28 protein-coding genes are annotated in these 26,981 nt (G+C 60.0%); 14 read left to right on the top strand and 14 right to left on the bottom strand.

The window, feature by feature from the left end; all coding sequences use genetic code 11:
- Position 1: 1 nt before the first annotated feature.
- A complete protein-coding gene (dgcA, locus tag CHH27_RS10385; protein ID WP_094071522.1) occupies positions 2-985 on the bottom strand; it encodes an N-acetyl-D-Glu racemase DgcA in 984 nt (327 codons plus the stop codon).
- Entirely contained in the window at positions 982-1,995 is a 1,014-nt protein-coding gene (gene dgcN / locus CHH27_RS10380) for an N-acetyltransferase DgcN (RefSeq protein WP_094071521.1), read from the bottom strand. The genes dgcA and dgcN overlap by 4 nt, the downstream gene beginning before the upstream one ends.
- Before the next feature lie 92 nt (positions 1,996-2,087).
- Between dgcN and CHH27_RS10375 the strand changes: the two genes are divergently transcribed.
- The 4 genes from CHH27_RS10375 to CHH27_RS10360 are packed head-to-tail and all read left to right on the top strand — an operon-like array spanning position 2,088 to position 6,695.
- Positions 2,088-3,236: an ABC transporter permease gene (locus tag CHH27_RS10375; RefSeq protein WP_094071520.1), complete on the top strand. Its 1,149-nt coding sequence runs from the start codon at positions 2,088-2,090 to the stop codon at positions 3,234-3,236.
- Between the two features lie 14 nt (positions 3,237-3,250).
- Entirely contained in the window at positions 3,251-4,054 is an 804-nt protein-coding gene (locus CHH27_RS10370; RefSeq protein WP_094074658.1) for an ABC transporter ATP-binding protein, read from the top strand.
- Positions 4,055-4,068: 14 nt separating this feature from the next.
- On the top strand, positions 4,069-6,063 hold the full coding sequence (locus CHH27_RS10365) for an MlaD family protein (RefSeq protein WP_094071519.1): 1,995 nt from the start codon (positions 4,069-4,071) through the stop codon (positions 6,061-6,063).
- Positions 6,064-6,089: 26 nt separating this feature from the next.
- Positions 6,090-6,695 (top strand): ABC-type transport auxiliary lipoprotein family protein, encoded by a 606-nt coding sequence (locus CHH27_RS10360; protein ID WP_094071518.1) that lies wholly within the window; start codon positions 6,090-6,092, stop codon positions 6,693-6,695.
- 31 nt (positions 6,696-6,726) lie between these two features.
- On the opposite strand, the gene CHH27_RS10355 is transcribed toward CHH27_RS10360, so the two are convergent.
- Together CHH27_RS10355 and CHH27_RS10350 are read right to left on the bottom strand one after the other, a co-directional pair.
- Positions 6,727-7,044, bottom strand: a complete 318-nt coding sequence (locus CHH27_RS10355; RefSeq protein WP_198338390.1) for a hypothetical protein — start codon at positions 7,042-7,044, stop codon at positions 6,727-6,729.
- A gap of 41 nt (positions 7,045-7,085) precedes the next feature.
- Positions 7,086-7,982: a DUF5996 family protein gene (locus CHH27_RS10350; protein WP_094071517.1), complete on the bottom strand. Its 897-nt coding sequence runs from the start codon at positions 7,980-7,982 to the stop codon at positions 7,086-7,088.
- Positions 7,983-8,302: 320 nt separating this feature from the next.
- Between CHH27_RS10350 and CHH27_RS10345 the strand changes: the two genes are divergently transcribed.
- Positions 8,303-9,181 carry a LacI family DNA-binding transcriptional regulator gene (locus tag CHH27_RS10345; protein WP_094071516.1) on the top strand — a complete coding sequence of 293 codons (879 nt, stop codon included), beginning with the start codon at positions 8,303-8,305 and terminating at the stop codon, positions 9,179-9,181.
- 131 nt (positions 9,182-9,312) lie between these two features.
- Here the strand turns inward: CHH27_RS10345 and CHH27_RS10340 are convergent, their stop codons facing one another.
- Positions 9,313-9,873: a TetR/AcrR family transcriptional regulator gene (locus CHH27_RS10340; RefSeq protein WP_094071515.1), complete on the bottom strand. Its 561-nt coding sequence runs from the start codon at positions 9,871-9,873 to the stop codon at positions 9,313-9,315.
- A 296-nt stretch (positions 9,874-10,169) separates the two neighbouring features.
- On the opposite strand from CHH27_RS10340, the gene CHH27_RS10335 reads away from it, so the two are divergent.
- The 3 genes from CHH27_RS10335 to CHH27_RS10325 are packed head-to-tail and all read left to right on the top strand — an operon-like array spanning position 10,170 to position 12,614.
- Positions 10,170-10,850, top strand: a complete 681-nt coding sequence (locus CHH27_RS10335) for a cupin domain-containing protein (protein ID WP_094074656.1) — start codon at positions 10,170-10,172, stop codon at positions 10,848-10,850.
- A gap of 1 nt (position 10,851) precedes the next feature.
- The gene (locus CHH27_RS10330) at positions 10,852-11,529 is read left to right on the top strand and encodes an SDR family NAD(P)-dependent oxidoreductase (protein ID WP_094071514.1); all 678 of its coding nucleotides are present in this window, start codon (positions 10,852-10,854) and stop codon (positions 11,527-11,529) included.
- A complete protein-coding gene (locus tag CHH27_RS10325) occupies positions 11,529-12,614 on the top strand; it encodes an FAD-dependent oxidoreductase (protein ID WP_094071513.1) in 1,086 nt (361 codons plus the stop codon). Before CHH27_RS10330 ends, CHH27_RS10325 begins: the two co-directional genes overlap by 1 nt.
- Before the next feature lie 51 nt (positions 12,615-12,665).
- Here CHH27_RS10325 and CHH27_RS10320 read toward each other — a convergent pair whose 3' ends face one another.
- Genes CHH27_RS10320 through CHH27_RS10305 form a run of 4 tightly spaced genes read right to left on the bottom strand, consistent with a single transcriptional unit; the run spans position 12,666 to position 15,602 of the window.
- Complete coding sequence (locus tag CHH27_RS10320; RefSeq protein ID WP_094071512.1) at positions 12,666-12,956, bottom strand: hypothetical protein; 291 nt, start codon at positions 12,954-12,956, stop codon at positions 12,666-12,668.
- Positions 12,953-13,942: a GTP-binding protein gene (locus tag CHH27_RS10315; RefSeq protein WP_094071511.1), complete on the bottom strand. Its 990-nt coding sequence runs from the start codon at positions 13,940-13,942 to the stop codon at positions 12,953-12,955. Before CHH27_RS10315 ends, CHH27_RS10320 begins: the two co-directional genes overlap by 4 nt.
- On the bottom strand, positions 13,939-15,168 hold the full coding sequence (locus CHH27_RS10310; protein ID WP_094071510.1) for a GTP-binding protein: 1,230 nt from the start codon (positions 15,166-15,168) through the stop codon (positions 13,939-13,941). The genes CHH27_RS10315 and CHH27_RS10310 overlap by 4 nt, the downstream gene beginning before the upstream one ends.
- Before the next feature lie 8 nt (positions 15,169-15,176).
- A complete protein-coding gene (locus tag CHH27_RS10305; RefSeq protein ID WP_157738846.1) occupies positions 15,177-15,602 on the bottom strand; it encodes a nuclear transport factor 2 family protein in 426 nt (141 codons plus the stop codon).
- A 290-nt stretch (positions 15,603-15,892) separates the two neighbouring features.
- Here CHH27_RS10305 and folE point away from each other — a divergent pair, with 290 nt between their 5' ends.
- The 3 genes from folE (at position 15,893) to CHH27_RS10290 (ending at position 17,796) form a co-directional block, all read left to right on the top strand.
- Positions 15,893-16,531, top strand: coding sequence for a GTP cyclohydrolase I FolE (gene folE, locus CHH27_RS10300; protein ID WP_094071508.1), 639 nt, complete (start codon positions 15,893-15,895; stop codon positions 16,529-16,531).
- Complete coding sequence (gene hisI, locus CHH27_RS10295) at positions 16,531-17,007, top strand: phosphoribosyl-AMP cyclohydrolase (RefSeq protein ID WP_094071507.1); 477 nt, start codon at positions 16,531-16,533, stop codon at positions 17,005-17,007. The genes folE and hisI overlap by 1 nt, the downstream gene beginning before the upstream one ends.
- Positions 17,008-17,286: 279 nt before the next feature.
- Positions 17,287-17,796: a fasciclin domain-containing protein gene (locus CHH27_RS10290; RefSeq protein ID WP_094071506.1), complete on the top strand. Its 510-nt coding sequence runs from the start codon at positions 17,287-17,289 to the stop codon at positions 17,794-17,796.
- Between the two features lie 127 nt (positions 17,797-17,923).
- Here the strand turns inward: CHH27_RS10290 and CHH27_RS10285 are convergent, their stop codons facing one another.
- Positions 17,924-18,835 (bottom strand): homocysteine S-methyltransferase family protein, encoded by a 912-nt coding sequence (locus CHH27_RS10285; RefSeq protein WP_094071505.1) that lies wholly within the window; start codon positions 18,833-18,835, stop codon positions 17,924-17,926.
- A gap of 301 nt (positions 18,836-19,136) precedes the next feature.
- Between CHH27_RS10285 and CHH27_RS10280 the strand changes: the two genes are divergently transcribed.
- Positions 19,137-21,338: an amino acid adenylation domain-containing protein gene (locus CHH27_RS10280; RefSeq protein ID WP_094071504.1), complete on the top strand. Its 2,202-nt coding sequence runs from the start codon at positions 19,137-19,139 to the stop codon at positions 21,336-21,338.
- Between the two features lie 20 nt (positions 21,339-21,358).
- Here the strand turns inward: CHH27_RS10280 and CHH27_RS10275 are convergent, their stop codons facing one another.
- The 3 genes from CHH27_RS10275 to CHH27_RS10265 are packed head-to-tail and all read right to left on the bottom strand — an operon-like array spanning position 21,359 to position 24,211.
- On the bottom strand, positions 21,359-22,666 hold the full coding sequence (locus CHH27_RS10275; RefSeq protein WP_094071503.1) for a TRAP transporter large permease: 1,308 nt from the start codon (positions 22,664-22,666) through the stop codon (positions 21,359-21,361).
- A 4-nt stretch (positions 22,667-22,670) separates the two neighbouring features.
- Positions 22,671-23,180, bottom strand: coding sequence for a TRAP transporter small permease (locus CHH27_RS10270; RefSeq protein ID WP_094071502.1), 510 nt, complete (start codon positions 23,178-23,180; stop codon positions 22,671-22,673).
- Between the two features lie 2 nt (positions 23,181-23,182).
- Positions 23,183-24,211 (bottom strand): TRAP transporter substrate-binding protein, encoded by a 1,029-nt coding sequence (locus tag CHH27_RS10265; RefSeq protein WP_094071501.1) that lies wholly within the window; start codon positions 24,209-24,211, stop codon positions 23,183-23,185.
- 161 nt (positions 24,212-24,372) lie between these two features.
- On the opposite strand from CHH27_RS10265, the gene CHH27_RS10260 reads away from it, so the two are divergent.
- Positions 24,373-24,906: a MarR family winged helix-turn-helix transcriptional regulator gene (locus tag CHH27_RS10260; RefSeq protein WP_094071500.1), complete on the top strand. Its 534-nt coding sequence runs from the start codon at positions 24,373-24,375 to the stop codon at positions 24,904-24,906.
- An 18-nt stretch (positions 24,907-24,924) separates the two neighbouring features.
- Here CHH27_RS10260 and CHH27_RS10255 read toward each other — a convergent pair whose 3' ends face one another.
- Positions 24,925-25,833 carry a LysR substrate-binding domain-containing protein gene (locus CHH27_RS10255; protein ID WP_094071499.1) on the bottom strand — a complete coding sequence of 303 codons (909 nt, stop codon included), beginning with the start codon at positions 25,831-25,833 and terminating at the stop codon, positions 24,925-24,927.
- 154 nt (positions 25,834-25,987) lie between these two features.
- Here CHH27_RS10255 and CHH27_RS10250 point away from each other — a divergent pair, with 154 nt between their 5' ends.
- The gene (locus CHH27_RS10250) at positions 25,988-26,962 is read left to right on the top strand and encodes a tripartite tricarboxylate transporter substrate binding protein (protein ID WP_208988784.1); all 975 of its coding nucleotides are present in this window, start codon (positions 25,988-25,990) and stop codon (positions 26,960-26,962) included.
- Positions 26,963-26,981 lie beyond the last annotated feature (19 nt).

The following is a 26,981-nucleotide window of genomic DNA, read 5'->3' as shown; positions in this document are numbered from 1 at the left end:
GTTACCCCCAGAGCTCCGGCTCCGGCGGATAAAGCGTGCTGCCCTCAAAGCGCAGCCCCGGGCTGCGGTCCTCGGCCAGAAGCAATGGGCCGTCGAGATCGACATAATCGGCAGTCTGCGCGATCACCACAGCGGGGGCCATGGCCAGGGACGTGCCGAGCATGCAACCGACCATCACCTTCAGATCCTGCGCCTTCGCGTCTTCGACCAGTTTCAGCGCTGCCGTCAGGCCACCCGCCTTGTCGAGCTTGATGTTGACCGCATCATATTTCTCCGCAAGGCCGTCAATGCTCTTTCCCGGATGCAGGCTTTCGTCCGCACAGATGGTGACCTTTCGGTCCAGTCCGGCCAGCAGTCCGTCGTTCTTTGATGGCAGCGGCTGTTCGATCAGGGCAACACCTGCGGCTTCGCAGGCCGTCATGTTGATCTGAAAGCAGGTATCGTCCCAGGCTTCGTTGGCATCGACAATCAGCGTGCTGTCGGGCGCTGCTGCGCGTACAGCGGCAATGCGCTTATCATCGCCCGGACCTGCCAGCTTGACCTTGAGCAATGGCCGATGGGCGGCCGCGCGGGTTTTCTCCGCCATGACATCAGGTGTGTCGACGCTGATTGTGAAGGCCGTCGTCACCGGCTTGAGCAGGCCGGAACCGGCCAGATCCGCGGCGCGTTTGCCAGAGCGTTTGGCCTCCAGGTCCCACAGCGCGCAATCGACGGCGTTTCGGGCCGCTCCGGCCGGCATGAGGCGCAGCAGCTTCTCCCGCGTCAGGCCTTCTTTCAGAAGTTCAGCAACTTCTTCAATCTGTGTCTGAACACTTTCAAGCGTCTCGCCGTAACGCGGGTAGGGCACACATTCGCCGTGGCCCTTATGCGTGCCGTCCTCCAGGCTCACCACAACGACCTGCGCATGGGTGCGGGTTTCACGGGAGATCTTGAAACCGCCCGCGATTTCGAAGCGCTGCGCTTCGATGCTGACGGCAAGGCTCATGGGGCACCAAACTCCGCGGAGACCTTGTCGACAATGGCGTCCATGCCGTAGCGGACCGGGTCGGTCGCCGGCAGGCCGTGTTTTTCGCCGACCTTGGCGAGATAGGCGAGCGCCTCGTCATCGTCGAGCGCGGCAGTGTTGACGGCGATGCCGACGCAGCGGATGTCCGGATTGGTCAGTTGGCCGCACTGGACGGTCATGTCGATCACCTGCTGGATTGTCGGCAACGGGGTCTCCACACCACGCATCCTGGTGCGTGTCGGTTCGTGGCAGACAATGAACCCGTCCGGCTGAGAGCCGTGCAAAAGACCAAGGGTGACACCGGCAAAGGACGGGTGAAACAGCGAGCCTTGTCCCTCGATGATCTGCCAGTGGTCGTCTTCAGTTGCCGGGGAAAGCCATTCCGCGGCGCCGGAAATGAAGTCGGCGATGACGGCGTCCAGAGAGATGCCCCGGCCGGAAATGAACACACCGGTCTGACCGGTTGCACAGAAGGAACTCTTGTAGCCACGCTCGTTCATGGCCTTGTCCATGGCAAGCGCGGTGTATTTCTTGCCGACCGAACAATCGGTGCCGACGGCCAGGATGCGCTTGCCCGGCCGCTTGGTGCCCTTGCCGGTGGCGAAGGTTTCCGTGTTGTGGCGTACGTCGTGGAGCTGGCGGCCATTTTCTTCCGCCGCCGCCCTGATTGCAGGAATGCTGGCCAGGCGCACATGAAGACCCGAGGCGACGTCGAGCCCGGCCCTGAGCGCAGCCACGATCGAATCGACCCAATGGTCCGGAAGCTGGCCGCCGGCATTGACGGCGCCGATGACAAGGGTCCGGGCGCCGGCAGCGGCTCCGTCTGAAATACTTGTGTCCGGCAGGCCGGTGTCGGCGGCGCAGCCATCAAGCCGCACCTGCCCGAGACACCAGTCCCTGCGCCAATCGACGATGCCGATGGCGGTTTTTGCCGCTAGGGCATCGGGAACGTCACCGAGGAACAAAAGGTAAGGACGGGCAATTTCCATGGACAAAGCTTTCAAGTGGCTGCTGGACGTTAAACTTCTCCATCAGGTATACGAGGGATGACGAACCAGCGGCAAGAGGGCAGCCAGCCGGAATGGCATTCTTGGAGAAAAACACGGCACCGACGATTGCGTTAGAGGCGGACGGTGCCGAGCATCAGCTTCTGGCCCTTTCCGGCGACTGGACCGTCAGCACCATTGGTGAGGCCGAAAGAGACCTTGCCGAGCTGAATGTGGCCCGGGACCAACTGACCTGTATCGACGTCTCGGGCATCGATCATCTGGATACGAGCGGCGCCTGGCTGATCCACCGCACGCGCGGCCGGCTGGAGTTCAAGGGACGACGCGTCGGGCTGACGGGTGTCACGCCCGTGCGCCAGACGCTGTTTGACGAGATCGAACGGCATCACCCGCCGAGCTGGAAACCGGACCGCAGCGGCTTTTCCATTGTCGGTTTCCTGGAAACGACCGGCCGCCAGATGGTGGACGTCTACAAAGACGCCATGGCCATGCTGCATATTCTGGGCTCGCTCGGTCTGGTTCTGTCTACGGTATTGTTGCACCCCAAGCGCCTGCGCAGCATTTCCATTGCCGTGCAATTCGAACGCAGCTGCATCGGGGCGGTGCCGATCGTGGCGCTGATGAGTTTCCTGATCGGTGCGATCATTTCCCAGCAGGGTGGTTTTTATCTCCGGCAATTCGGGGCGGACATCTATGTTGTCGACCTGGCCGGTATCCTGGTGCTGCGCGAAATCGGCGTCATCCTGACGGCCATCATGGTGGCCGGCCGGTCCGGGTCGGCCTTTACGGCGGAACTCGGGGCCATGCGCATGCAGGAGGAGGTCGACGCTCTCCATGTGATCGGTCTCAACGTGACCGAAGTGCTGGTGCTGCCGCGCATTCTGGCGCTGATGATTGCCTTGCCCATCCTGACCTTCATTGCCGATATGGCGGCGCTTTTCGGATCGGGTATCGTGACCTGGGTCTATCTCGACATACCGCCGGCGGCCTTTCTGACCCAGCTTCAGGCAGCGATCACCATCGATACGCTGGTGGTCGGCCTGGTCAAGGCACCGTTCATGGCCCTGATCATCGGCCTGATTGCCTGTGTGGAAGGTCTGAAGGTTGAAGGGTCCTCTGAATCGCTCGGGCGCCATACGACCATGTCCGTGGTCAAGGCCATTTTCCTGGTCATCGTGGTGGACGGTTTCTTCGCCATGTTCTTCGCGGCCATTGGAGTGTGACCGGATTTATGAAGATGCGCGCACCCGACACCAGCGTCAAAACCACCGTTTCAACCGGTGAAGATGCCGATTACGTGCTGTCCGTCCGCGACATCACCGTCGGTTTCGGCTCGAAGATCATCCTGCAGGATCTGGACCTGGACGTTCGCCGCGGAGAGGTTCTTGGCTTCGTCGGCGGCTCGGGAACGGGCAAATCCGTTCTGATGCGTACAATCCTGGGCCTCACGCCCAAACGGACGGGACTGATCTCGGTGTTCGGGCACGATCTATCCACGGCGAACGACAAGGAACGCAAGGCCATCGAGCGCCGTTGGGGTGTCCTGTTCCAGCAAGGTGCGCTGTTTTCATCACTGACGGTCAAACAGAACATCCAGGTGCCGATGCGCGAGCACCTGAAGCTGTCGCCGCAGCTGATGGACGAACTGGCGGGACTGAAGCTTGAACTGGTCGGTCTGCCCCAGGATGCCGCAGACAAACTGCCATCGGAACTCTCCGGCGGCATGGTCAAGCGTGCCAGCCTGGCCCGCGCTCTTGCACTTGATCCGGATTTGGTGTTTCTGGACGAGCCGACGTCCGGTCTGGACCCGATCGGGGCGGCTGCTTTTGATTCGCTGATTGCAAACCTGAGTTCGACTCTCGGATTGACCGTTTATATGGTCACCCATGACCTCGACAGCCTGCATTCCATCTGCGATCGCATTGCTGTTCTTGGGAAAAAGCGTGTTCTGGCGATCGGAACACTGGACGATATGATGAAAAACGATGATCCATGGATCACGTCATACTTCCGCGGAGAGCGGGCACTGCGCCGAGTATAGGTTGGACTGACTGAATGGAAACCCGGGCAAGCTACATTCTGATCGGCGCTTTCATGGTTGCCATCCTGTTCGGTGCGTTCGGGTTTGTTTACTGGAAGGCTGTCTCTGCCGAGTCGCGCCAGAACGTGGAACTGAAAATCCTCTACCCCGGTCCGGTGACCGGATTGCCGGTCGGGGGGCAGGTGCTGTTCAACGGCATCAAGGTCGGCGACGTCAAGTCGCTGGACTTTGCCCCCGGCGACCCGACCAAGGTCGTCGCCACGGTCAGTATCCGGCCATCGACACCGCTGCGCGAAGATACCAAGGCGACCCTGAATTTCACCGGCCTGACCGGCGTCGCCTATGTGGACCTGACCGGCGGCACATCCGATTCCCCGCTGCTTCTGGGGCGGGAGGACGGCAAGGTGCCTGTCATCGAGGCCGAACGGTCCTTCTTTGACGACATTGTCGATGGAGCGCGTGACGTTCTGAAACGCGCCGATTCGACGATGAAGACCATCGATGACCTTCTGAAGGACAACGAGCCGGCGATCACCGAAATCGTCCAGAATGTCGAAACCTTCTCCGGCGCGCTTGCCGCCAACTCCGACGGCGTCAAGGATTTCATGGCGAGTATCGGCAAGGCCTCTGAATCCTTCTCCAGCCTGTCGGGACGCCTTGAGAAACTGGTTGATCAAGGTGAACGTCTTCTGGCTGCGGTTCCGTCCGACAAGGTGACGGCGATCGTTGACGATCTGAGCAAGTTCTCGCAAAGCCTCGGCAATGCCAGCAAGGATATCGATCTGCTTGTGGCCGACGCCCAGAATGCGGCCAAGGAACTGGAGACCTTCACCAAGAACCTGAATGCCGGTCTCGACAACGTGCACAAGATTGTTGACGCTGTGAAGCCGGAAGACATCGAGAAGGTCATGGCGGGGGCTGCCGCGCTGGGCGATGTGCTTGAAAAACGGTCCGGCGACATCGACAAGCTGGTCACGGCAACCAGCGAAACCATGCAGAATGTCAATCAGATCGTCGAAGTCGTGCAGCAGCGGGAAGGCACGGTCGTGGAGATCCTGGAAGGCAGCCGCGATGTGGTGGCCAAGGTCGACACAATCATGACACGGGGCGTCGAAATTGCCGCTGCGATCGATCCGCTTCAAATCGATCAGGTGGTCAACAACGTTTCAGTCTTCACGGAAGGCATGAACGCCTCCCTGCTGCGTGTCGATGAGATCCTGGCAAGTGTTGACCCGGACCAGATTGGTCAGACTGTCGACAACGTTTCCAGCATCGTCGACAACTTCAACAATCAGCAGACCCAGATCAACGAGATCATCGCCTCCACCAAGTCGACGGTACAGAATTTTGAAGCTGTCTCCGCGACCGTACGGGGGCAGGATGACCGGATCGCGGCGCTGATCACGGATGTTCAGGCCGCAGCAGAACGGTTCTCGACAACGCTGGAAACGGCCAATGATCTCATGAAGGCGGTTGATCCGGAGAAAGTCGCGAATATTGTCGGTTCGGTCGAAACCGCGGCCTCCGGTCTTGCCAATCCGGAAGACGGCATTCCGGCGATCCTGCAGAGCGCACGCAAGGCGGCCGACAATGTTCAGCAGATGACGGCAAACCTGGAGAAGCGCACGCCGGATGTCGATCAGATCATCACCGATGCCAAGCAGATGACCGCGACGCTGAATGCAACCTCCGTGAGGGTCGAGAGCCTGGTGGAGAAGGTCTCGACCATGGTCGATGGGGACGGCGAAGGCCTGATCAAGGAAGCGACCCTGGCGGCCCAGGCGATCCGCAAGATCGCGGTTGCCTTTGAAAGCAGGGCGGATTCGATTGCCGGCGGACTTTCCAAGTTCGCGACGCAAGGATCTGCCGATTTCACGGCAGCTCTGGCGCAGGTCAACCGCACGCTGATCTCGATCCAGCGCGCTGCTGAAAGTTTCGAACGCAGTCCGAACCGGGTGATTTTCGGTGGAGAGGACGTGCCGACCTATTCAGGCGGGCGGCGCAGGTAAAAGACGATGGCTAAGGGCTGGGACGCATGACGAAGACACCGACAGACATGACCCGCCGGGGCGTTCTCGGAGCGCTCGGGTTCGGCGTGCTGGTCTCCGGCTGTGCCAGCAACACGCCCTCCGCCTATTACAGCATCGCAGCGGCCGATGTCGGAGGTCTTGCCGGCCGATCCAGCCGGGTTCAGGTGCTGGTTGCCGCGCCGCGTGCGCTGAAAGCGCTCGATACCACTTATATCGCAGTTGTCGACAGGGGACCGGTCTACAGCTATTTCCCGGAAAGCGCCTGGGCGGACACGCTGCCCAATGTGGTCCAGCTGAAGCTGGTGGAAACCCTGCAGAACACTGGCCGCCTGCGCGGCGTCGGCGTACCCGGCGACGGTCTCCTGATCGATTACCAGCTGCAGACCGAAATCCGGGCCTTCGAGCTCCGGGTCGATGGTACGGACCGCGGCCTCGTCGAGATCTCCGCCCGTGTCGTCAACGATCGCAACGGCCGCACGGTCGCGACCAAGGTGTTTCGCGCCGAAACCCCTTCCGGTAGCACATCGGTCGACAAGGCGGTGGCAGCGATGAACGCCTCCGCCGACCGGGTGTTTGCCGAAATGGCCGCCTGGACACTCCGGAACGTTTGAGCGAAAACGTGCCGGTTGGACTGCCCTAAAATCAAGGTTGGAGCATCCGGAGTTCGTTTTTCAGACGATCGATTTCGGCCAGAAGGCGCGGAATATCCTGGCGGGCGTGTGCAATGAAATCCTGATCCGCATGCGTGGCACCTGGTATTTCAAGATCCGGGCCACGTGTGTCCCCCTCTCCGGTCCTGATGAAGTCACTGCCGCTGGTATGGTCACGCCCTTCAACAAAAGAAATCCAGGGTCCAGGTAGTGCCGCGTCACAGCGCCGCCGCATGGCTTCGAGGTCGTGATCGCTGATGGGGCCGGTGTTCAATGGACTGGTCGCTCTCTGTCTGGTGTGGTGCAACATACCGTGTCATCCAGTTGCTTCAAGCGGCACAATGGACATTCTCAAACGTGATCGTGTCTCAGCTCTGCCACAGGCCAGTTCGCCTTCATCGCGGCTCCGTCATAGAGGCTGTTCAAGAACGCCAGGATGCTCGCGGACGGATTGTCGCTTGTTCGCGCGTCCTCGTATTTCAGGATAGCCAGTGCGCCACCATTCTTCTCGGCCCAGAAAGCCTCTGGCGGTGCCAGGGCAACCTGGTTGAGGCCATCAGGTTCGGGATAGGCATAACCGTAAAAGGCGGCCTCGGGGAAGCTGTCGTCGCCGGGCCAGAAGCCGATCGAGATGACCTCGTGGGAATAGGCCTCCCTGTCCGACTGGGTGCCGCTTTCAAGCGGGTGGGCCCGTCCGGAGAACCGGGTGACGACCAGATCGAACGAATGCCAGTAGAGCTGAACCGGTGTCTGCTTGCCGACAAAACCGGACCGGTAGTTTTCAAAGATGCCGGCAATGGAGCAGAGCGCCCGCCAGAAGTCTGAAATGGCTGCCGCGTCGTAGGGCCTGGGTGCGGTGTCCTCGGCAAAAGGCACTTTCGACTTGTTGTCATAGGGCACGCCAACGATTTTCACTGCCACGCCAAGTGTTTCGAGACGTTTGAACAGGGCATCGTGGAATTCAGCGACGGTCAGGCCCGCCACATCAAAAGCCGCCTGTCGGCCGTCGTTCAGGCTGATCGACACGCGGTGATCGAGCATGTCATAGAGAATTTCGAAGCCGCTCTTCCCGTAAGGGACCCGTCCTGTGGTCAATCCGCGAACATGCGGATAGAGCGTGACATGCCACCAGTGGTTCATCTTGGGATGCGCCTTGAGGCGGATCTTGCCAATAATCTGCAAGAAGAGATGCAACGTGTCCTTGCTGTCGGACCAGTTGGCATAGGGTAGGGCAGGGAGCATCGTCATGGCGGTCTCGGAGGTTTGCTTCTCGGGACTTAAGGAAATAGGCGGGGCCGGCCAAGAGGAAACAGGCCTTCTGAAAAAGACCTTTTTTGCAGGATCCGGGGCACCTCTCAACAGCCGGACCAGTCCGGCGCTGCCTGGCGGCCTGTCAGAATTGTCAGGATTGAAAGCCCGGCCTTATCGGGATCTTGATTGCCTATCACTTTAAGTTAAGTGTCTAGCGTCATCATGCATTTGAACGCGACCAAATGCATGAGACCGGGTCAGGTTCCCACAGATGACGTTCTTGTTCCGGAACGCTGCATCGGCAGGTGGTACAGGCTATGCATGAACTGGAATACGATGCAGACCCAGAAGCCGGTTCGGCCAGGAACCTCGGCGAGGATGTCGTCGGCCTGATCGTGCCTGACATTACCAATCCGTTTTTCGCCCAGCTTGCAAAACATATCGAGATGGAAGCCGCTCTGCGCGGGATCATGGTGATGCTGTCCAACTCCCATGAGGACCCGGCCATCGAGCGCAAGCAGATCAAGGCGATGTATGACCGCTCGATCTCCGGCATCATCGTGGTCTCGACTTCTGACGCCAGCCTGCCTTTCAGCTCGGACATTCCCATCGTCTCCGTCGATCGGCGCTATGGCAGCTACCCGCTGGTGACGACAGATCAGTGGCACGGCTCGGGCATGCTGGCCGAACACCTGCATGGTCTTGGACACAGGCACATGGCTTATATTGCTGGGCCGCTCGAGACGGAGGTTGCCCGGCAGCGCCGCGACGGTTTCGTGGCCCGTGTCGAGGCGCTTTCACGTCCCGAAGACCCGATTGACCTGACCATGCAGTCGGGCCCGTTCGACTCCGAGACAGGAGAGGCGATCGGGCGAGAGATTCTGCTATCCGTGCGCAAGGGCGGACGGATTACCGCGATCGCGACCTCCTGTGATCAACAGGCCATCGGTGTTCTGAGATGCGCCCGGGACCTCGGCGTGCATGTGCCGCAGGATGTTTCGGTGATCGGCTTCGACGATATCGCGATGGCGTCACTGGTGGTTCCACGGCTGACAACGCTGCGCCAGCCGATCGAGGACCTTGCTTCCGGCGCGCTCGAAAGGGTGCTTTCCGAAACAGGGTTCACGACCGACTACGCGATCCGTGGCTCCCTGGTGATCCGCGAGTCGACCGCGCCTCCAAGCGAATGGAGCTAAGCGTCCATCGGCCTTTTGGATCTTTTCACCTGACTTCCCGTCCTGGACGTTTCGAACGGGATCAGCTGCGTATTTGCTGAACTCTGCCGTTTCGTTGAGAACAGTCCGCTCACAATGAGGGGGACGTGTGGTCAGGATTTGCTTGTGTGGCTTCCAATCGTTGCCTGGAGTGCGGTCTCCGCAACCTTATCGAACAGTGTCTTGTCGTTGGAGGCCGACGCGATGATCATGCCCCCTTCCAGGGCGGCAACAAGCGTGAGGGCCTTGTCGCCTGCGCGATCAATGCCGTGTTTTTCAAGCAGGGCTTCAAGCCAGACCCTGTTGGCCTTGAAGAACGCCGCCGTCTTGCGGTTTATGTCTTCCGGCAAACCATTGGCTTCGGCGCCCATGACGGCGCAAAGACAGATGGCTTCCGTCAGCACCAATGCATTGGCATAAAGGCCGACAAAACCGTTCAGGGCAGCGCGGAGCGTGCCGGTGTCGAGATCTTCCAGGGCAGCCTGAAAGTTCTTTGCGTAGCGGTCGACAAGAGCTTCGCCGAGCGTGTGTTTGGTCGGGAAATGATAGTGCACGCTGGCGCTCTTGATGCCGACATCGCTTGCCAGGTCACGGAAACTCATTTCTGCAAAACCTGCCTTGCGAACACGCTTTTCCGCGGCCGCCAGTATTTTTTCCTTCATCGTCAACGACATGGCTCTCTCCGATCTATCGAGTGATAGATAGTTCTTGACTTGTCTCGGGGCAACTCCTAATTAAATATCTATCGATAGATAGAAAATTTGCTGATGATGGGACGGGTCCCGGGCGATCCGAGGCCTATGTGAATGAGCAAATGGTGAAGGAGCAGGCTCCGGTGCATGCACAATGGGAAGGCTGGCGACGGCCCTCCTGACCGGCTCGGCGCTGGGCGAAACACAACAGCAAGGTCACAGAGTGAACCGGAGACCTTGCAGCAATGAAAAGGCTGCGGGGAGGGAAAGGCAGACAGATGGAACTCAATGCGAATTTCGACCGGCGGGCCGCAGTTCATGCGGATCAGGAGCCCTGGATCGCCTCGCCCATGAAAGGGGTGGACCGCAGAATGCTGGACCGTGTGGGCGGCGAGGTTGCGCGGGCAACAACGATTGTGCGGTATGCGCCCGGCAGCGCGTTCTCAGCGCACACGCATACCGGCGGTGAGGAGTATCTGGTGCTGGACGGCGTCTTTCAGGACGAACATGGCGACTTTCCAGTTGGCACATATGTGCGCAATCCGCCGACTTCGTCCCACACGCCAAGCTCGGCACCGGGTGCAACGATCTTTGTGAAGCTCTGGCAGTTCGACATGGAGGATCGCCAGCAGGTCACGATTGACACCAACAGGGAGCCCCCCAGACCGGTGGGGGGCGGGGTTTCGGAAATTCCGCTGTTTGAAGATGCGCGCGAGCGGGTGCGTATCGAGCTCTGGGAGCCAGGGGCCGAAATCTCCATTGCGGCCCATGACGGGTTCGAAGCGCTGGTGATCAAGGGCAGCTTTGTGGAAGGCGGTGAAACCTTTCAGGCCAATTCCTGGCTGCGACTGCCACCCGGCAGCCCACTGAAGGCTGTGGCGGGTGAGGCCGGGGCGCGTCTTTGGGTGAAATCGGGGCACCTGGCAGAACCGCAGACCGCCCCGCAAATCGGAGACTGAGATGACACATCCCTTCGCTCTTGTTGCCGGCGCCGGAGCCGGCCTTGGCCAGTGCCTGGTCCGTACCTTCAATGACAGCGGGTATCATGCGGTCGGTCTTAACCGCTCCGTGCCGGACGGGACGGTTGAAACCACACAGGCACTCGATCTGACCGATGCCTCTGCAACGGCGCATGTGCTGTCGGAGCTTCTTCGGGCACATGGCGCGCCAAGACTTGTGGTGCACAACACCGCAAAGCTGGTGATCTCCGACTTTGAAAACACCTCCAATGCCGACTTCGAAGCCACCTGGCGGTCGATGGTCCTGTCGGCAGTCAATCTTGCACGTGGCGTCTTGCCGGGCATGGTGGCAGCAGGCGGCGGCACGTTCATTGTCTCGGGGGCCACCGCCAGCCTGCGTGGCGGCCGGAACTTTGCCGCATTTGCCTCTGCCAAGGCCGGCCTGCGCGCCCTGACCCAGTCTTTGGCGCGCGAATACGGGCCCAAAGGCATACACGTGGTTCACGTGATCCTGGACGGGATCGTGGACACGGCCGCAAGCCGCGCTCTGCACGCATTGGACCCCGCACGGATGATGCAACCGGAAGACATTGCAAAGGCCTATCTGGCGCTCGCCGACCAGCCCGGTTCCACCTGGACCCACGAGCTTGACCTCAGGCCGATGGGGGAGGCGTTCTGATGAAAACGGATGTGCTGGTTGTCGGCGGGGGCCTGTCCGGTCTGGCGCTCGCCGATCAGCTGACGCGCGAAGGTGTTGATCACCTGGTCGTCGAGGCACAGGACTGGCTTGGGGGACGTATCCTGACCAGGAACCTCTCCGGCGGCGCTTTCGACCTTGGTCCGGCCTGGTTCTGGCCCGGTCAACCGCGCATGGCGGCCTTGGCGGACCGGTTCGGAATCCCGGTCTTCGAACAATTTGCAACGGGCGATCTCGTTTATCAGGACCAAAGCGGTGCCGTTCAGCGCGGCCGCGGTTTTGCGTCCATGCAGGGCTCTTACCGTCTGGAAGGGGGCATGGGCCGGTTGATCGAAGCGCTTGGCGGCGTCCTGGCACCTGAAAACGTTTGGACAAACACCCGATTGACCGCGCTGGCCCCTCGAGAGCGTGGTCACACGGCTTCAATCCTGCAACATGGTTTACCCAGGACGATCGAGGCACGGGACGTTGTGCTCGCGCTTCCCCCGCGGGTGATCGCCGAGACGGTGTCCTTTGAGCCCGCGCTTGAGGAAGGGCTGGTGGCGGACCTGCGCGCAATCCCGACCTGGATGGCCGGGCAGGCCAAGATCCTGGCTGTCTATGACGAACCCCACTGGCGGATGGCGGGAATGTCGGGGGATGCCATGAGCCATCACGGGCCGATGGTGGAAATCCATGATGCTTCGCCGGTGAAAGGAGGCCCCTACGCGCTGTTCGGTTTTGTCGGCGTTCCGGCGCAGGTCCGGGCGGCACACGAGGCGCAGTTGATGGATCTTGCGCGATCCCAGCTGGTGGACCTTTTCGGCCCCGCAATGGCCGAGCCCCTGGATCTCGTGCTGCAGGACTGGGCAAAGGTGCCGGAAATTGCGCGGTCCCAGGACATGACTCCGGCTGGAGGCCACCCCGACTATGGTCTGCCGGCCGGCCTGCAGACGCTCGGCACGGGTGGGCTGCATTTCGCATCCACCGAGACTGCACCGACCTTCGGGGGTTTTCTGGAAGGTGCGCTTGAGTCAGCAGAAAGAACAGCCCGGGCAATCAGGCAAAGGGTTCCCGAGGGAGCCTAGAAGTGTGTGCTGTCTGCCGACTTTATCGTCAGAGGTGACGGTGCCTGGCCGTTAGTGGTCTTCAGCCCTGCCGCGCGGCGGCACCGCTTCGACGATGTTTTCCCTGGTCACTTCGCTCATCGGGCAGTGAACGCGGATCGTCGCGATCGGATTGTCCGGTTCGAGTATGCCGATTACGGTTTCGATGTCCGGGCAGCCGTCGTCCCGGCAGGCCAGTTCAGACACAGTGACCGGCGTGTCTTCCGGGAGCGCCAGAAGTTCCCGGACCCAACCCTTGATCTCCGTTGACTTGGCTTTCAGCCGTGTGAACTTTGGCGCCAGCGGATTGACGAATGCGCTCATTCGGCCGCTACCTGAGTTTCTGCGACGCATTGCCTGAAGCCGTTTTCAATCGCTTCCCGGGGCAGGTTGCGACCGATAAAGACGATCCTTGTGGTGCGGGCTTCATGCTCTTTCCACGGGCGCTGATGGTCACCTTCCAGCAACATGTGGACGCCCTGCATGACAAACCGATCATCGTCGCCCGGAAAGGCGATAATGCCCTTCATGCGCAGCATGTCGGGACCGTGTTCCTGGGCAATCGTCTGGATCCACGGAAAGAAGCGCTGCGGATCAAGCGGCTCGTCGCTGAGCAGCGAGAAACTCGAGACATGATCATCATGATGGTGATGATGATGGTGGTCCAGGAATTCGGGTTCGTTCTCCAGCACTCGGTCCAGGTCGAAGGCATTGCGCCCGAGGATATTGTCCAGCGGTACCTGGCAGCGCTCGCTGCGGTGGATGATTGCCGTCGGATTGATCCCGCGAATGCGCTGCTCGACATTTGCAAGCTGGTTCTCGGTCACCAGGTCGGTCTTGTTGAGAAGAACGATGTCGGCGAAGGCCAGTTGCTCTTGGGCCTCGTGGGCCTTGTCGATCTCGTCGAGCAGGTGTTTGGCGTCGACGACGGTGACGATTGCATCAAGGCTGGTCTTGGACTGCACATCGTCATCGACGAAAAAGGTCTGGGCGACGGGCGCCGGATCGGCCAATCCCGTGGTCTCGATCAGGATCGCGTCGAAATGGTTTCGCCGTTTCATCAGTCCATCGATGATGCGGATGAGATCCCCGCGCACCGTACAGCAGATGCAGCCGTTGTTCATTTCGAAGACTTCTTCGTCGGAATCGACGACAAGGTCGTTGTCTATGCCGACCTCGCCGAACTCGTTGACGATGACCGCGTACCGTTTACCGTGATTTTCCGTCAGGATGCGATTGAGCAGGGTTGTTTTGCCCGCGCCCAGATACCCTGTGAGTACGGTGACAGGCGTCTTTTTCAATTCAGTCATTTTGACCTCCGGGACAAGCGGCTAAGTGTTGAGAAAGCTTGCGAAAACGCTGCAACGAAGTCACCCGCTGCAGACTTGAGAAACTTTGTGAAAGAGCTTGGCTCGGAGTCGATTACGGCGCTGAAGAGCTCTTTGACCGGCTCGGGGTCTATGCCGTCCGTAATGAAAACGAGCCGCGTGCGCCGATCCGCGTCAGGCCAGGCCGGCAGGCGGACGGGGGCGGACAGAACTTGCTGGACCGTATGAATGATCATCGGCTCGTTGGGTGCATCCGCCGTCGCAACAATCCCCTTGACCCGCAACAGGCGCTGGCCTGCAGACCCTTGCAGAAGCGTCAAAAAGCGCTGCAGCCGGTCTCCGGAGAGAGGAAAGTCCCTGACCAGACTGAACGTGCGAATGCCGGTGCCATGCCGAGCCGCCGGGTTTGCCGTTACTGGCGTCGCACCATGTCCGGGGTCCTGCGCCAGCGCGCTCTCCAGGGCGAGCCACCCAACGACATCTTCACCGCGCTCGACTGTGGCGTAAGGCCGGGGCTCAAAAAGGGCGGCGAGATCGGCGGTGCACCGGTCAAAGACCTCTGCACCGGCGTTGAGTGTGCGAAGGTCTCGGATGAGCGGAAAGCTGTCGAATGACGGATTGCTGTTCTGGGCAAGATCCGTTTTCGTCAAGACGATGCGATCTGCGAACGCGATCTGTTTCACGGCTTCAAAATGATGCTCAACAGAGTTCACCCCGGCGACGACGTCGAAGAGGGTCACAACGCCTGCCAGATAGAAGACCGCGCGCTGGTCTTCATCCTGAAGCGGGCTGTCAGGGCGCGTGCCGGAAGTGAGGGCATTGACCAACGGTGCCGGGTCGCCCAGCCCGCTCATTTCCACGATCACGCGCGAGAAGCCATGGGTCCGACCGCTGTCTGCGGCGGTTTTCAAGTCGGACAACGTTTGTTGGAGATTTGTCGTGCCCACGCAGCACAGGCAGCCGGTTGATACCTGCTGAATAGCGGTTTCGCCTTGGCGGATCAGCAGATGATCGACGGGTACGTCGCCGAATTCATTGATGATAATGGCAGTGTCTCTGACTGCCGGATCGTTCAAAAAGGCGTTTAACAGCGTCGATTTTCCGGAGCCCAGAAAACCGCTGAGCAAAAAAACGGGTATGCGATTGGGAAAAAGCATATCAGGCGCAGTCTTGGTTGCTGGTTGGTCTTTTGCAGCCGGGGCACTCATGGCGTGTCTCACACACAGCGCGATGAATGATGGCCTGTGATCAGCCAGTGCCCGTCGATCTGTGCATAGGTGAACAGGAAGCGGGCGGGTACGGCTTCCGCACCCCCATCTTCCGTCCGAAACGAGAATGTGTAGATGCCGCCGATTGCGACAGTGCCGTGCGCTGGATCTGCCCGGACAATTTCCTGCCCGACGGTGCAACCGAGCACCTGCCGGGACAAAAAGAACTCGAAGTAACTGCGGCGCCCAGCTTCCGTGACGTGGATCTCGTTGGACAAGGTTGGCACCAGGACGGCGTCCTCTGCATAAAGCGTGAGAACCATCTCGATCCGGTTGGATGTGACGGCCTCAGTCCACCGGGTCAAAGCCGTGCGAGCTTCATCGAAGCCGGACGCTTCGCGGGCGTGAGCAATCTGACCAAAATTCCGTTCCAATTCTTGTTCCTGAATCTGCTTGGGTGAACAAATCATTCGGTTCACAGTTGAAGTGCCGGTTACCGGGACCTGACCTGCAGGCCTCACGTTACTAGGTAATGTTATAACGTACTGTGGTCAAATCAAGGTGATAACCGCGCCGGTTTTCCCACGGGAAATCGCCCGGCTTCAGAGGACCGGCTCGCGAAGGTGCTGGATGCCGTAGACGTCGCACGTCAAAACGATGATTGACTGATATGTTATAACGTTGCATCTCTGCCGGAATTTTTCTGACGGAGGTCTCTAGGACAATGAATTACGCTGCGACTGTTACAGCCATGGCAGAGTACAGGAAGGAACACGGCCTGCGTCCGTCGCGTGCGGACGCAGAAGCAGCCGTCCGCATCCTGCTGGAATGGACGGGCGATGATCCGGACCGGGAGGGGCTTGTCGACACACCGGCCCGTGTCGTTCGGGCCTATGAAGAGTTTTTCGAGGGATATACGATCGATCCAGCGGAGCTGCTGGCCAGAACCTTTGAAGAAACCAATGATTACAACGATTTGATTGTGCTCCGAAACATGCGGTTGGAGAGCCACTGCGAGCATCATGTGGTCCCGATCATCGGCAAGGTCCATATCGCCTATCTGCCCGCCAATCGTGTTGTCGGCATCAGCAAGCTGGCGCGGGTCGTGGAGGTTTTTGCCAAACGTCTACAGATCCAGGAGACGCTGACATCCCAGATTGCCGATACCATTCAGGACGTGCTGCGGCCCCGCGGCGTTGCTGTTGTTATTGAGGCAGCGCACATGTGCATGACCACACGAGGCATCAGGAAACCAGGTGTTTCCATGCTGACACGCCGCCTTCTCGGGGAATTCCAGACCGACCCGGATCTGCGCCGCGACTTTCTGTCTTCCATTTCCAGTTCCCTGAAAGGAGAGGTCTGATGAATGAATCCATTCCCTTCGCGCAGCGTGTTTCCATCGAGCAGGTGGAAGAAGGCAAACAGCTTGCACCAAAGTTCGATGAAAATGGCCTCATACCGGTCGTCACAACTGACGCTTCGTCCGGCGAGGTTCTGATGATGGGGGGCATGAACAAGGAGGCTCTGAGGCAGACCATCAGGACCGGGGAGGCCCACTACTGGAGCCGTAGCCGCAAGGTGCTCTGGCACAAGGGGGCGACCAGCGGATTGGTGCAAAAAGTGGAGGAGATGCGCATCGACGACGATCAGGACGCCGTCTGGCTCCGTGTCGCCGTTGATGGCGGTGCCAGCTGTCATGTCGGCTACCGTTCCTGCTTCTATCGCGCGGTCCCGGTTGAGGTCGAAGGCGGTTCGGTCGAGTTGCGCTTTACTGAACAGGAAAAGGCCTTTGACCCGGTCGAAGTCTATGGCGATGCCCCAAATCCGACGCAGCTCTGACGCCGGTTTTTGCAGCCTGCCCTGGAAAGGACGCGGGGTGTCTCCGAGTCCTTTTGATTGTTGAAACAGCACTCAGGACCGTTCGGCCGGGGGGCTTTGTCGCCGCTGCTGGTCGTTTTCACACGGCTGGTGGCGTCCGCGCGCGTGGAGCACGATTTTCCGGGATCAACGGTTTAACTGTCGTAAGATTTATTCCGAAGGAAAATCGATATTTCATCATCTGTTTGCCGAATTACTCCGTACCGATCAGCATAGTTCGTCGAAATAGGAGTAATCGACATGAAAAAGAGCCTGCTTGCCCTTACAACTTCTTTCTGCCTTTTGGCTGGCGCCGCCAAGGCCAACACGATCGTTGACATTGCCGCTGGCGATGACCGGTTCAGCACCCTTGTTGCTGCCGTGCAGGCTGCCGGACTTCAGGATGCCTTGCAGGGGCCTGGTCCGTTCACGGTATTTGCTCCCGTCAACGATGCCTTTGCCGCTCTGCCGGAAGGCACTGTTGAGACCTTGCTGAAACCGGAAAACAAGGACCAGTTGACCAACGTCCTTCTTTATCATGTCGATGATCGCAAACTGACGGCGAGTGACATTCCGGTCGGTTCCAACTATTTCAAGCCGCTTCTCACCAGCGAACGCACCTGCATCACCCGGTCGGGCGACGGTGTTCAGGTTGCCGATGGCAGCGGCGCCAGCGCAAATGTCATCATCGCCGATATTCAGGCGGACAATGGCGTCATTCACGTGATCGACAAGGTGCTTTTGCCGGGCGACCGCCCCGCCTGCCACTGAGCCTTCAATCAAGGGGCCCGCGCATTGTGCGGGCTCTTTTTTGTTTGTGGCTGAGGCAGAGTTACCGGAGCAGCTTTGCGTCCGACGACTGCAGAACGCCCCTCAGGACCGGGCCTGTATCACCGCTTCAATGGTGGGCAGCACCGGTATCACTTGCCGTCGCCTTCGCGAACCGACGTGAAAGCTCGGCAATATGCTCAGGCCCAACCTCGCAGCAACCGCCGATGATGGTTGCACCAAGATCGATCCACGTGGTGGCATGGTCGGCATAAGCGCTCGGCGTCAGATCGGTTCGGGCGGACAGGTTGGAGACGCTGCTGCCTTTTTTCAGGAATTCGGGTTTGATCGCGGTGAACCCATTGGCGTAAGCGCCGGTTCTGAAGCCCGACTGGCCCAAAATGCCCAGTCCGGTGGTAATGGCTTCCGGCACAGAGCAGTTGAGCAGCACCGCATCGGGTTCGAACCTTTCAAGCTCTTTCAAGACGATATCCAGCGGTTCACCGGAGCGCAGCTCTTTGCCATTCTGATCGTCCACCGTGAGCCCGATCCAGACCGGTTTGCCGAATTGTTGTGCCGCCGACAGCGACGCCCGTGCCTGTGACAGCGAGGCAATCGTCTCGATCACAAAAAGATCGACCTTGTCTTCCTGGAGCCGGCATATCTCTTCGTAGAGTGCAGTGGAAGCGGTCTCCGACGGAGCGCCGTCATGGCTGTAGGACCAGCCGAGCGGACCGAGACAGCCCGCAATGAGTCCGGAACCGTGCGCCTGCTGCGATTGCCGTGCGAGGTCGCAGGCCAGCTTATGCAGCTGTTCGAACTGGTCTTCCAGGCCGGCCGGGCGCAGGCGGTCGCGATGAAGCGTATAGCTGTTCACCGTCGCGACATCCGCGCCGGCGGCGAAAAAATCGTCATGGATGGCACTGACCAGATCGGGGCGTTCCATCATCAATTCGCAGGACCAGAGCCCTGTGGGTGTGCGTCCAGTGCGGTGGACCAATTCCTGGCCCATGCCGCCATCAAGGATCGTTATCTTCGTCAAGTCCGATCTCTCCTGCCTTTGCGTTCCGAAACCGGATGACGCCACAGTGTCTTGTTTCCCAAACGCAATGTGTCGCGTCAGGTCTGGTGCGACAACGGTTTGTCCGTGAAAAATTTGACGGTGAACGTTCTTGGGGTCCGGTCGCTAGGACTCGGGAACTTGGCAGACAACCTCCCGGCGCCCTTATTTTCCTCTTAAGTTTTCAACCCTATACAGGGACAAAATATCCTTAGGTAAATTGACCGATAGGAAGCTGGTCGACCGGTCTTCCGGGCGCCCCGAAAACACAGAGGCTTGTGGCATGACGCAATCTGATTTGGTCGAGACAATGGCGACGGCGCACCAGCTGGAGGTAGAGTTCACGCAAGCCGGAGACCTTGGACTGACCGGACCTGACAGTGTGTCAGACAGCTCGCGGGAGACCCGCAGCCCGGAAGCCTGGGCGGAAGCCCTCCGGGCGCTGGATGCAGCCTTTGAAGACGCTGCTCCGGCTGAAATTGCACTTGCCGTCTTTGCCGTTTTCGCCGCTCGACTGAGCGAAAACCGCGTTGCCGTCCTGGCGCTGGCACAAGTGAACCCGGATGGTCAGGACAGTGGGGTTTTTGAAGCCGGGCTCACCGCGGAAAAAACCTTCGCCGAGGTGTTGTCGGAAGTGACCCGCAGCGGCTTTGGTGCGGCCACTGGGCTTTCCGGCTTGCCAGAGCTTCCCGCAGGGGCCCCGTTACCGTTCTTGGTCAGTGCAGGGTCTCGTTCGGCACAGGAAATCGTTGCGGCACTGGAGCTTCAAATCTCGGCCGATGGCAGCCTCACGCTTGTTCATCCGGCGAGCCTTGAGACAGGCTTGCTCGATCTCCTGTTCGAACGGTTGACGGCCCTCGCGGCCGGTCTGGCAAACAACCCGGCAACACCGCTGGTGCATCAGCCGATCATGTCGGCGGATGAGCGCAAGACGGTCGTCGAGACCTGGAATGCGACAGACCGCCATTATGGCTATCACGGCGGTCTCGTCGCGATGATGGAGCGGGCCGCTGCGGCAACCCCGGATCACCCCGCGCTGATCTTCAAGGAGGCGACGCTCAGCTACGCCGAGTTCAATGCCCGGGTAAACCGTCTGGCGCGTCTGTTACGCGAGAAGGGCGTTGGTCCCGACAGGTTTGTCGCGCTTTTCATGGACCGGAGCCTGGAAATGGTGATCGGGCTCTGGGCGACGATCAAGGCCGGCGGTGCCTATGTGCCGCTCAACACTGAAGATCCGTCCGGCCGCTTGACGGAGATCATCGAGGATTGCAAGCCGGTTGCCGTTCTGACCCAGGCGCATCTTGCGGACAAGATCGAAACAGATGTCGCCGAGGTGATTGTCCTGCCGGAGGGCGGCGATGCCGCGCCAGAGTTTGAAACCGGCAATCTGGGCCTGGAGATCGCCCCCGGGGACCTTGCCTACATGATCTACACATCCGGTTCGACCGGAAAGCCGAAAGGCGTGATTGTCGAACATGAGGCGATCCACAACCGGGTTGTCTGGATGCATGAGGAATATGGCCTGGACCCGGAAGACAGGGTCCTTCAGAAGACACCCTATACGTTCGATGTGTCGGTCTGGGAATTCCTCTGGCCCTTTGCCGTCGGCTCGACCCTGGTGGTGGCGATCCCGGGCGGTCACATGTCGATCCGCTATCTGAAACGCGAGATCAAGCAGTCCGGCGTCACGCATCTGCACTTCGTGCCGTCGATGCTGCGGCTGTTCCTGCTGGCGCCGTCTCTCGACGAACTCCAGATCAAGAAGCTGTTCTGCTCCGGCGAAGCGCTCGGCTTCGATCTGGTCCAGGCCTTTTACGAAAAGGCGAGCGACAGCGTCGAGGTCCACAATCTTTATGGCCCGACGGAAGCGGCGGTCGATGTCAGCTATTTTGCCTGCCCGCGCACGTCCGGCGATCACAGCATTCCGATTGGCAAGCCGGTGACCAATACCGGTCTCTATGTGCTGGACGAATATGACCAGCCGGTCCCGGTCGGTGTTCCGGGTGAGCTTCACATCGGCGGGGTTCAGCTGGCGAGGGGCTACTGGAACCGGGACGATCTGACTGCGGAACGCTTCATCCCCTGTCCTGTCGAGGACGCACCGCATCGGCGGCTCTATCGCACCGGCGATCTTGCCTATTTCCGTCCCGACGGCGAGATCATGTATCTCGGCCGCAACGATTTCCAGGTGAAGATCAGCGGTGTCCGCATCGAGCTTGGGGAAATCGAGGCCGCCATTCGCTCGGCTGAAGGCATCCGGGACGTGGTGGTGGTTGCGGAAGAAAATCAGGGCCAGAAGTCCCTGGTCGCCTATGTGGTTGCGGAGGCCGCCGGCGATGCGGCGGCCGCTGCGATCAAGGCCGCTGTCGCGGAAAGATGTCCACCCTTCTATGTGCCTCAGGATGTGCGCTTCCTGGCCGAGATGCCATTGACGGTGTCGGGCAAAATCAATCGCAAGCTCCTGAAGGACCAGCCGCGGCTTTGAGGCTGCGGCTGGCTCTCCGGTCAGATCAGCATCAGGGACAGCGCCGGCACGGCAATCAGGAGACCGAGCCGCAGGATGTCGGCCAGCCAGAAGGGCAGGATACCGGCGAACATGGTTCGAAGCGGCACATCTGTCAGAACCGACCGCAGCACGAAGACATTGAGCCCGATCGGCGGCGAGATCAGGCTGATCTCGGTGACCACGACCACCACAATGCCGAACCAGATCAGCACCATCTCCGGATCTGCCAGAAGGCCGCCGCCGAAGTCGAGCGAGGTCACCAGCGGGAAGAACACCGGAACGGTGAGCAGGATCATGGAGAGGCTTTCCAGGACGGCCCCCAGAACCACATAGATCAGCACCAGCACCAGGATCACGACATAGGCGTTGACGTCGAGCGACTGGACAAAGGTCAGAAGGGCATCGGGGACACCGGCATAGCTGATGAAGTTGGAAAAGACCTCCGCGCCGATGATGATCGCGAAGATCATGGCCGTGGTGCGGGCGCAGTTGAGACCGGCAGTATAGAGTTTCTGCCACGTCAGCCCGCCTGAAACCAGCGCAATGACAAAGGCAGCGGCCGCGCCGATGCCGGCGGCTTCGGTCGGTGTGAAGAAGCCGCCATAGATGCCGATCATGATCACGGCAAAAAGGCCCAGCACGGAGAGCACGCCCCAGACATCCTTGCGCTCCAGCTTCCGGTCCTCTGCGCCTTGTGGGGCGAGATCCGGTTTCAGGAGGACGGTGAGGTAGACGGCCGCGAGATAGAAGACAACGCCGAGCAGGCCCGGAATGATGCCGGCGATGAAGAGCTTGCCGATATCGGCTTCGGTCAGAAGCCCGTAGATGATCAGGATGACGCTCGGCGGGATCAGGATGCCGAGTGTACCACCGGCGGCAATCGAGCCCGTGGCCAGACTGTCGGCATAACCTGCCTTGCGCATGGACGGCATGGCGACCTTTGACATGGTCGCGGCCGTTGCCAGCGACGAGCCGCAGACGGCGGAAAAGCCGCCACAGGCGACGATCGCGGCCATGGCGAGGCCGCCGCGCATCCGGTGCAGCAAATGATGTGCCGTTGAAAACAGGGACTGGCTGACGCCTGAAATGGTGAGCAGGTTGCCCATCAGGATGAACAGCGGGATCACCGACAGGGTGAAGGACAGGCCGGTCTCGAACGCGGCATTTCCAAGCAGGTTCAGCGCTGCATTCCAGTTGCGCAAAGCGGCAAAACCGGCGGTGCCGACGATGATCATGGCAATGGCAATGGGCACGCGCACCAGCACGAGGGCGAACAGGGCGCCAAATCCGATCAGAGCTTCAAGCACGGGCTCAGGCCTTTTCCCGGAAACGTTTGGTGAAGAAGTAAAGGGCTGCCAGCGCCGACAGGGCGAAGGAAGCAGCGCCAAGCCAGCCGACATAGAAGAGCGGAATTTCCAGCGAATCCGTCACGCGGCCGCGGCGTTGCAGCTTGTCGGCATGTTCGAGCAGTTCCATGGCAATCAGGGCAAAGACACCGATGGTGCACAAGGCGGCGGCGAGCGTTCCGAGCTGCTTCAGGAAGCTGCTTTTGACACCGTCCAGCAGTTCCACCTCGATATGTTCACCTGCGGCTGTTGTCAGCGGCAGGGCCAGGAAGATCAGTGTGGCCAGCAGGATTTCGGTGAGCTCGTAAGCACCGGTGACCGGACTGTTGAAGGCATAGCGGGCAACGACGTCGACACAGGTGAGTGCGATCAGGCCGGCCAGGACCAGTAAACAGGCCAGGCCGAGCAGGAAACTCGCTCCGCGCCGGATCTTTGCAATCCGGCCCGGAGCCTTATCGTTGGGTCGCGGCAGCATGATCAGGGATTGATGCCGGTCTTGCCGCGGAATTCGGCAAGGGCCGCCGTGCCGTCAAAGCCGGTTTTCTGGACCGCATCGGCCCAGGTGGCTTCGTGTTTGGTGGCCAGCTCCTTCAGGGCCGCCAGGACCGGGGCAGGGGCATCGTAAACCTCGATGTCCTTGTCGGCGATATAGGCCGCGCCGCGCGTGTCGGCACCGTCCCACACCGAGCCTGCCAGTTCGGCCAGCGCTGCACCGGAAACCTTTTCGATGGCGGCCTGGTCTTCAGCGGAGATGCCGTCCCAGATGTCCTCGTTCATGACCATGAACCAGGAGGTGTTGTAGATGCCGCCCGGGACACGCATGGAGTATTTGACATGGTCGGTCAGATTGAAGGCCTGCAGGGCTTCCATCGGGAAGGTGACACCGTCAATCACGCCGCGGGAGAGCTTTTCGTAAACTTCACCCGGCCCCATGAACTGGGTGATGATGTCGAGTTCCTGAGCCAGGCCTGCGATGTAACCACCCGGCGTGCGCACCTTCAGGCCGGAGAAGTCTTCCGGGGTCTCGATCTTGCGCTGGTTGTTGTGGAACATGCCCGGCCCATGCACCCAAAGGCCCAGGAGCTTGGTGCCCTGGTGCTCGGCTTGCGCGTCCATGGTGCCGGCATAGACGTCCCAGTAGGCCCTGGAGCCTTCGGTTGCCGTGTCGGCGATGAAGGAGAACTGGCCGATGCGCGAGCGCAGGAACCGGTCGTCCTTGGTGAAGGAATGCAGGCCGTAGGTGATGTCGACGATGCCTTCGGCGGCAAGGTCAAAATGCTCCGGCGGCGAGCCGACCGGTTTTGGCAGGATGCGCACCGTTACGCGGCCTTCCGTGGCCTCGGCGACCTGATCCGCCCAGGGCTGGATGACGCCGGTGACGATCGGGTGCTTCGGCGGCAGCCAGGATGACAGCACCAGTTCGTCGGCGCTGGCCGTTGCGACAAGGCCCGTCAGCGCGGTGGCGGCAACGCCGGCCAGAATGGAAATGCACTTCAACTGTTTCAAGGGTCTCTCCTCCCACCTTTCATGATGGCCGTTCTTGCCGGTATCATCCGGACTTGAAACGCGGCGCCAAACATAGTTACATATGAAACAAAATAGTTACATGTGAAACTAAGTCAATCGAAAATCGCATGATTACGCCGAACGGATAACGTGGAAGACGGATGAACAAGTTGACCGAAGCGGACAAAACTACGCCAGAAACCATTGACTTCCTTGCGGAAACTGAAGCTGGTCCGGTATCTGCGTTTGAGCTGGAGACGTTCTTTCCCTACCAGGTGCGCGTGTTTTACTCAGACGTCACCCGCGCCCTGTCAGCGGTCTATCAACGCGATTACGGCATGATGCCGGCGGAGTGGCGCACCATGGCGATCCTCGGCTCTTCCTCCGATGGGCTGCAGGCAACGGAGATCGTTGCGCGCTCCAGCATGGACAAGGTTGTGGTCAGCCGTGCCGTCAAGCGGATGGAGGAGCGTGGGTTCCTGGTGCGCGAGAGCAACGAGGCCGATGGCCGCAGCTTTCTCTTGAAACTGTCCGACGAGGGCAGGGCCGTCTATGAGGACCTTGGGCCCAAGCTGAAGCAGGTCGAACAGCAGATGCTGGACGGTCTTACGGCCGACGAAATCTCCGCATTCCTTTCGGTCACCAGAAAGATCCGGGAGAACCTGGCCGGTGATCTCGACGGGGTGAGCGATTGAGGTGATTGGCGGCAGAGGCTAGGAGAGGACGCCCTTTTCCTGCAGTTTTGCGATCTCCGTTCGGATGGTGTCGACAAAGGCTGTCTCAATCCGGCTCAATGGGCGGTCGTCATGTTGAAATACGGCCATTTCCCACTCGATTTTCGGCTCGATTGGCAGCGCGACAACATCGTCTCCGACGGTCAACAGGCTGGTCAGCGGGTCGACGATGGCAATGCCGACGCCGCGGCGCACCAGGCCGTGAACAGCCCTGTTCGTGCGGGCTTCGGCCGCGATTTTGCGCTGACCTCCGGAGTTTTGCATCATGTAGTCGACGCGCGTGCGAAGCGGGCTGCCAATCGATAGCTCCACAAATACCTCCTTGCTGATGTCTTCCAAATTGACGCTTTTTGCTGTTGCCAACCTGTGCCCGCGGGGCACCAGGCACAACGCTGCACACGTGCCAAGGGGCAGCAGGCTGGCGCCATAGGGGCTGGCGTCGAGCGTGATGCCAACACCCAGGTCGCAGCTGCCGTCATGGAACATCCGCAACAGGTCTTCCAGGCCCGCATCAATGATCTTGATGGCCACATCCGGATGTGTCTGTTTGTAACTGGCGACCACATCCAGCAGAAACGTATCGAGGTAAACCGGCTGCGATGCCACGATGATCCGTCCAACCTGCCGGTTGGATATGGCACGTGCCTCGCGATCGAGATCCTGGAAAGCAGCCAGCGACCGGGACACCTTGGCGTGGAACAGGACTGCTTCCGGGGTCGGTGCCAGCTGATTCCGTTTCCTCAGAAACAGCGGGAAGCCGACATTCTCCTCAAGTTGCCCGAGCAGGCGGCTGACCATGGGTTGGCTGACCTTCAATTCCGCAGAAGCCCGGGTGGTTGAGCCCGTTGTCATGAAGGCATCGAAGGCCTCGAGTTGCCGCAAGTTCATGTATTCACCTCAATAACCAGTATGCATAAAAGTAATACTAAAGCAATAAATTTGCATTGTAAAGCATACTGTGCAATAAAGATGTGCGTGCGTTGAAGACACGCGGCACCGGACTTCCGGTGCAACAACAAGTGACCTTCTCAAAGAGGACAAAATGTCAAAAATTCTGAAAAGCCTCCTGGCGGGCTGCGCGCTCGCCATCGCTACAGGTGTGGCTGAAGCCGATTATCCGGAAAAGGCCGTGACCGTGGTTGCGCCCTATGGTGCCGGTGGCGCGTCCGACCTGGCTGCCCGTTCGCTGGCCGATGTTGCAGGCGACTATCTCGGCGATCAGCCGGTCGTGGTCATCAACAAGACCGGCAATGGCGGCATGAACGGTGCCAGGTACGTGTCGCAGAGTGCCCCGGACGGTTACACCCTGCTTCTTGCCCGGGTCGGCATGGCATTCTACCCGGCCGTTCAGGAAAGCGCACCGGTTGGTTGGGATGATTACACGTTCCTTGGGTCGCTGGAGGCAACTCCGATGATCCTGGCTGTGTCCGAAACCTCGCCGTATCAGACCATGGAGGACCTGATCGGAGCGCTGAAATCCGGCGCTTCACCGCTCACGTATGGGGCGTCAGGGGCAACTTCGATCGACGGTTTTACCGTTCAGGCGCTGCTGTCGGACAATGGGCTGGACCCGCTGCAAGCGGCAACCCTGGTCCCCTACAAGGGCGGCAGTGCGCTTGCGACGGCGCTGCTCGGCGGGCATGTCGATTTTCTGGCGGTCGCAGCGGGCTCACTGATGCCCCATATCGAGGCCGGCAAGATGCGCCCGCTCATGGTCTATGCCCCAGCGCGCATGGAGAAATTGCCGGACGTGCCGACGGCCTCGGAACTGGGTTTCGAAAAGGCCGGTCAGATTTCCGGCTGGAGCGCGCTTTATGGCCCGAAGGGGCTTCCAGAAGACGTGGTCAAACAGTGGGCAACGGTCTTGAAGCAGGTCGGTGACGATCCGGACTGGCTCACTCTGGCGAGCCGTCGAGGCTCGATCTCGACAGCCGGCACGGGCGACATGGCCGCCTTTGCCAAGTCGCAATATGAACTCTTCAACGGCATGGCCAAAGACTTTGGCTACGTGAAGTAATCCGACGCGCAAAGGGAGG

The organism is Labrenzia sp. VG12 (assembly GCF_002237595.1).
Classification (GTDB): domain Bacteria; phylum Pseudomonadota; class Alphaproteobacteria; order Rhizobiales; family Stappiaceae; genus Roseibium.
This window is presented reverse-complemented; position numbering and strand designations above follow the sequence as displayed.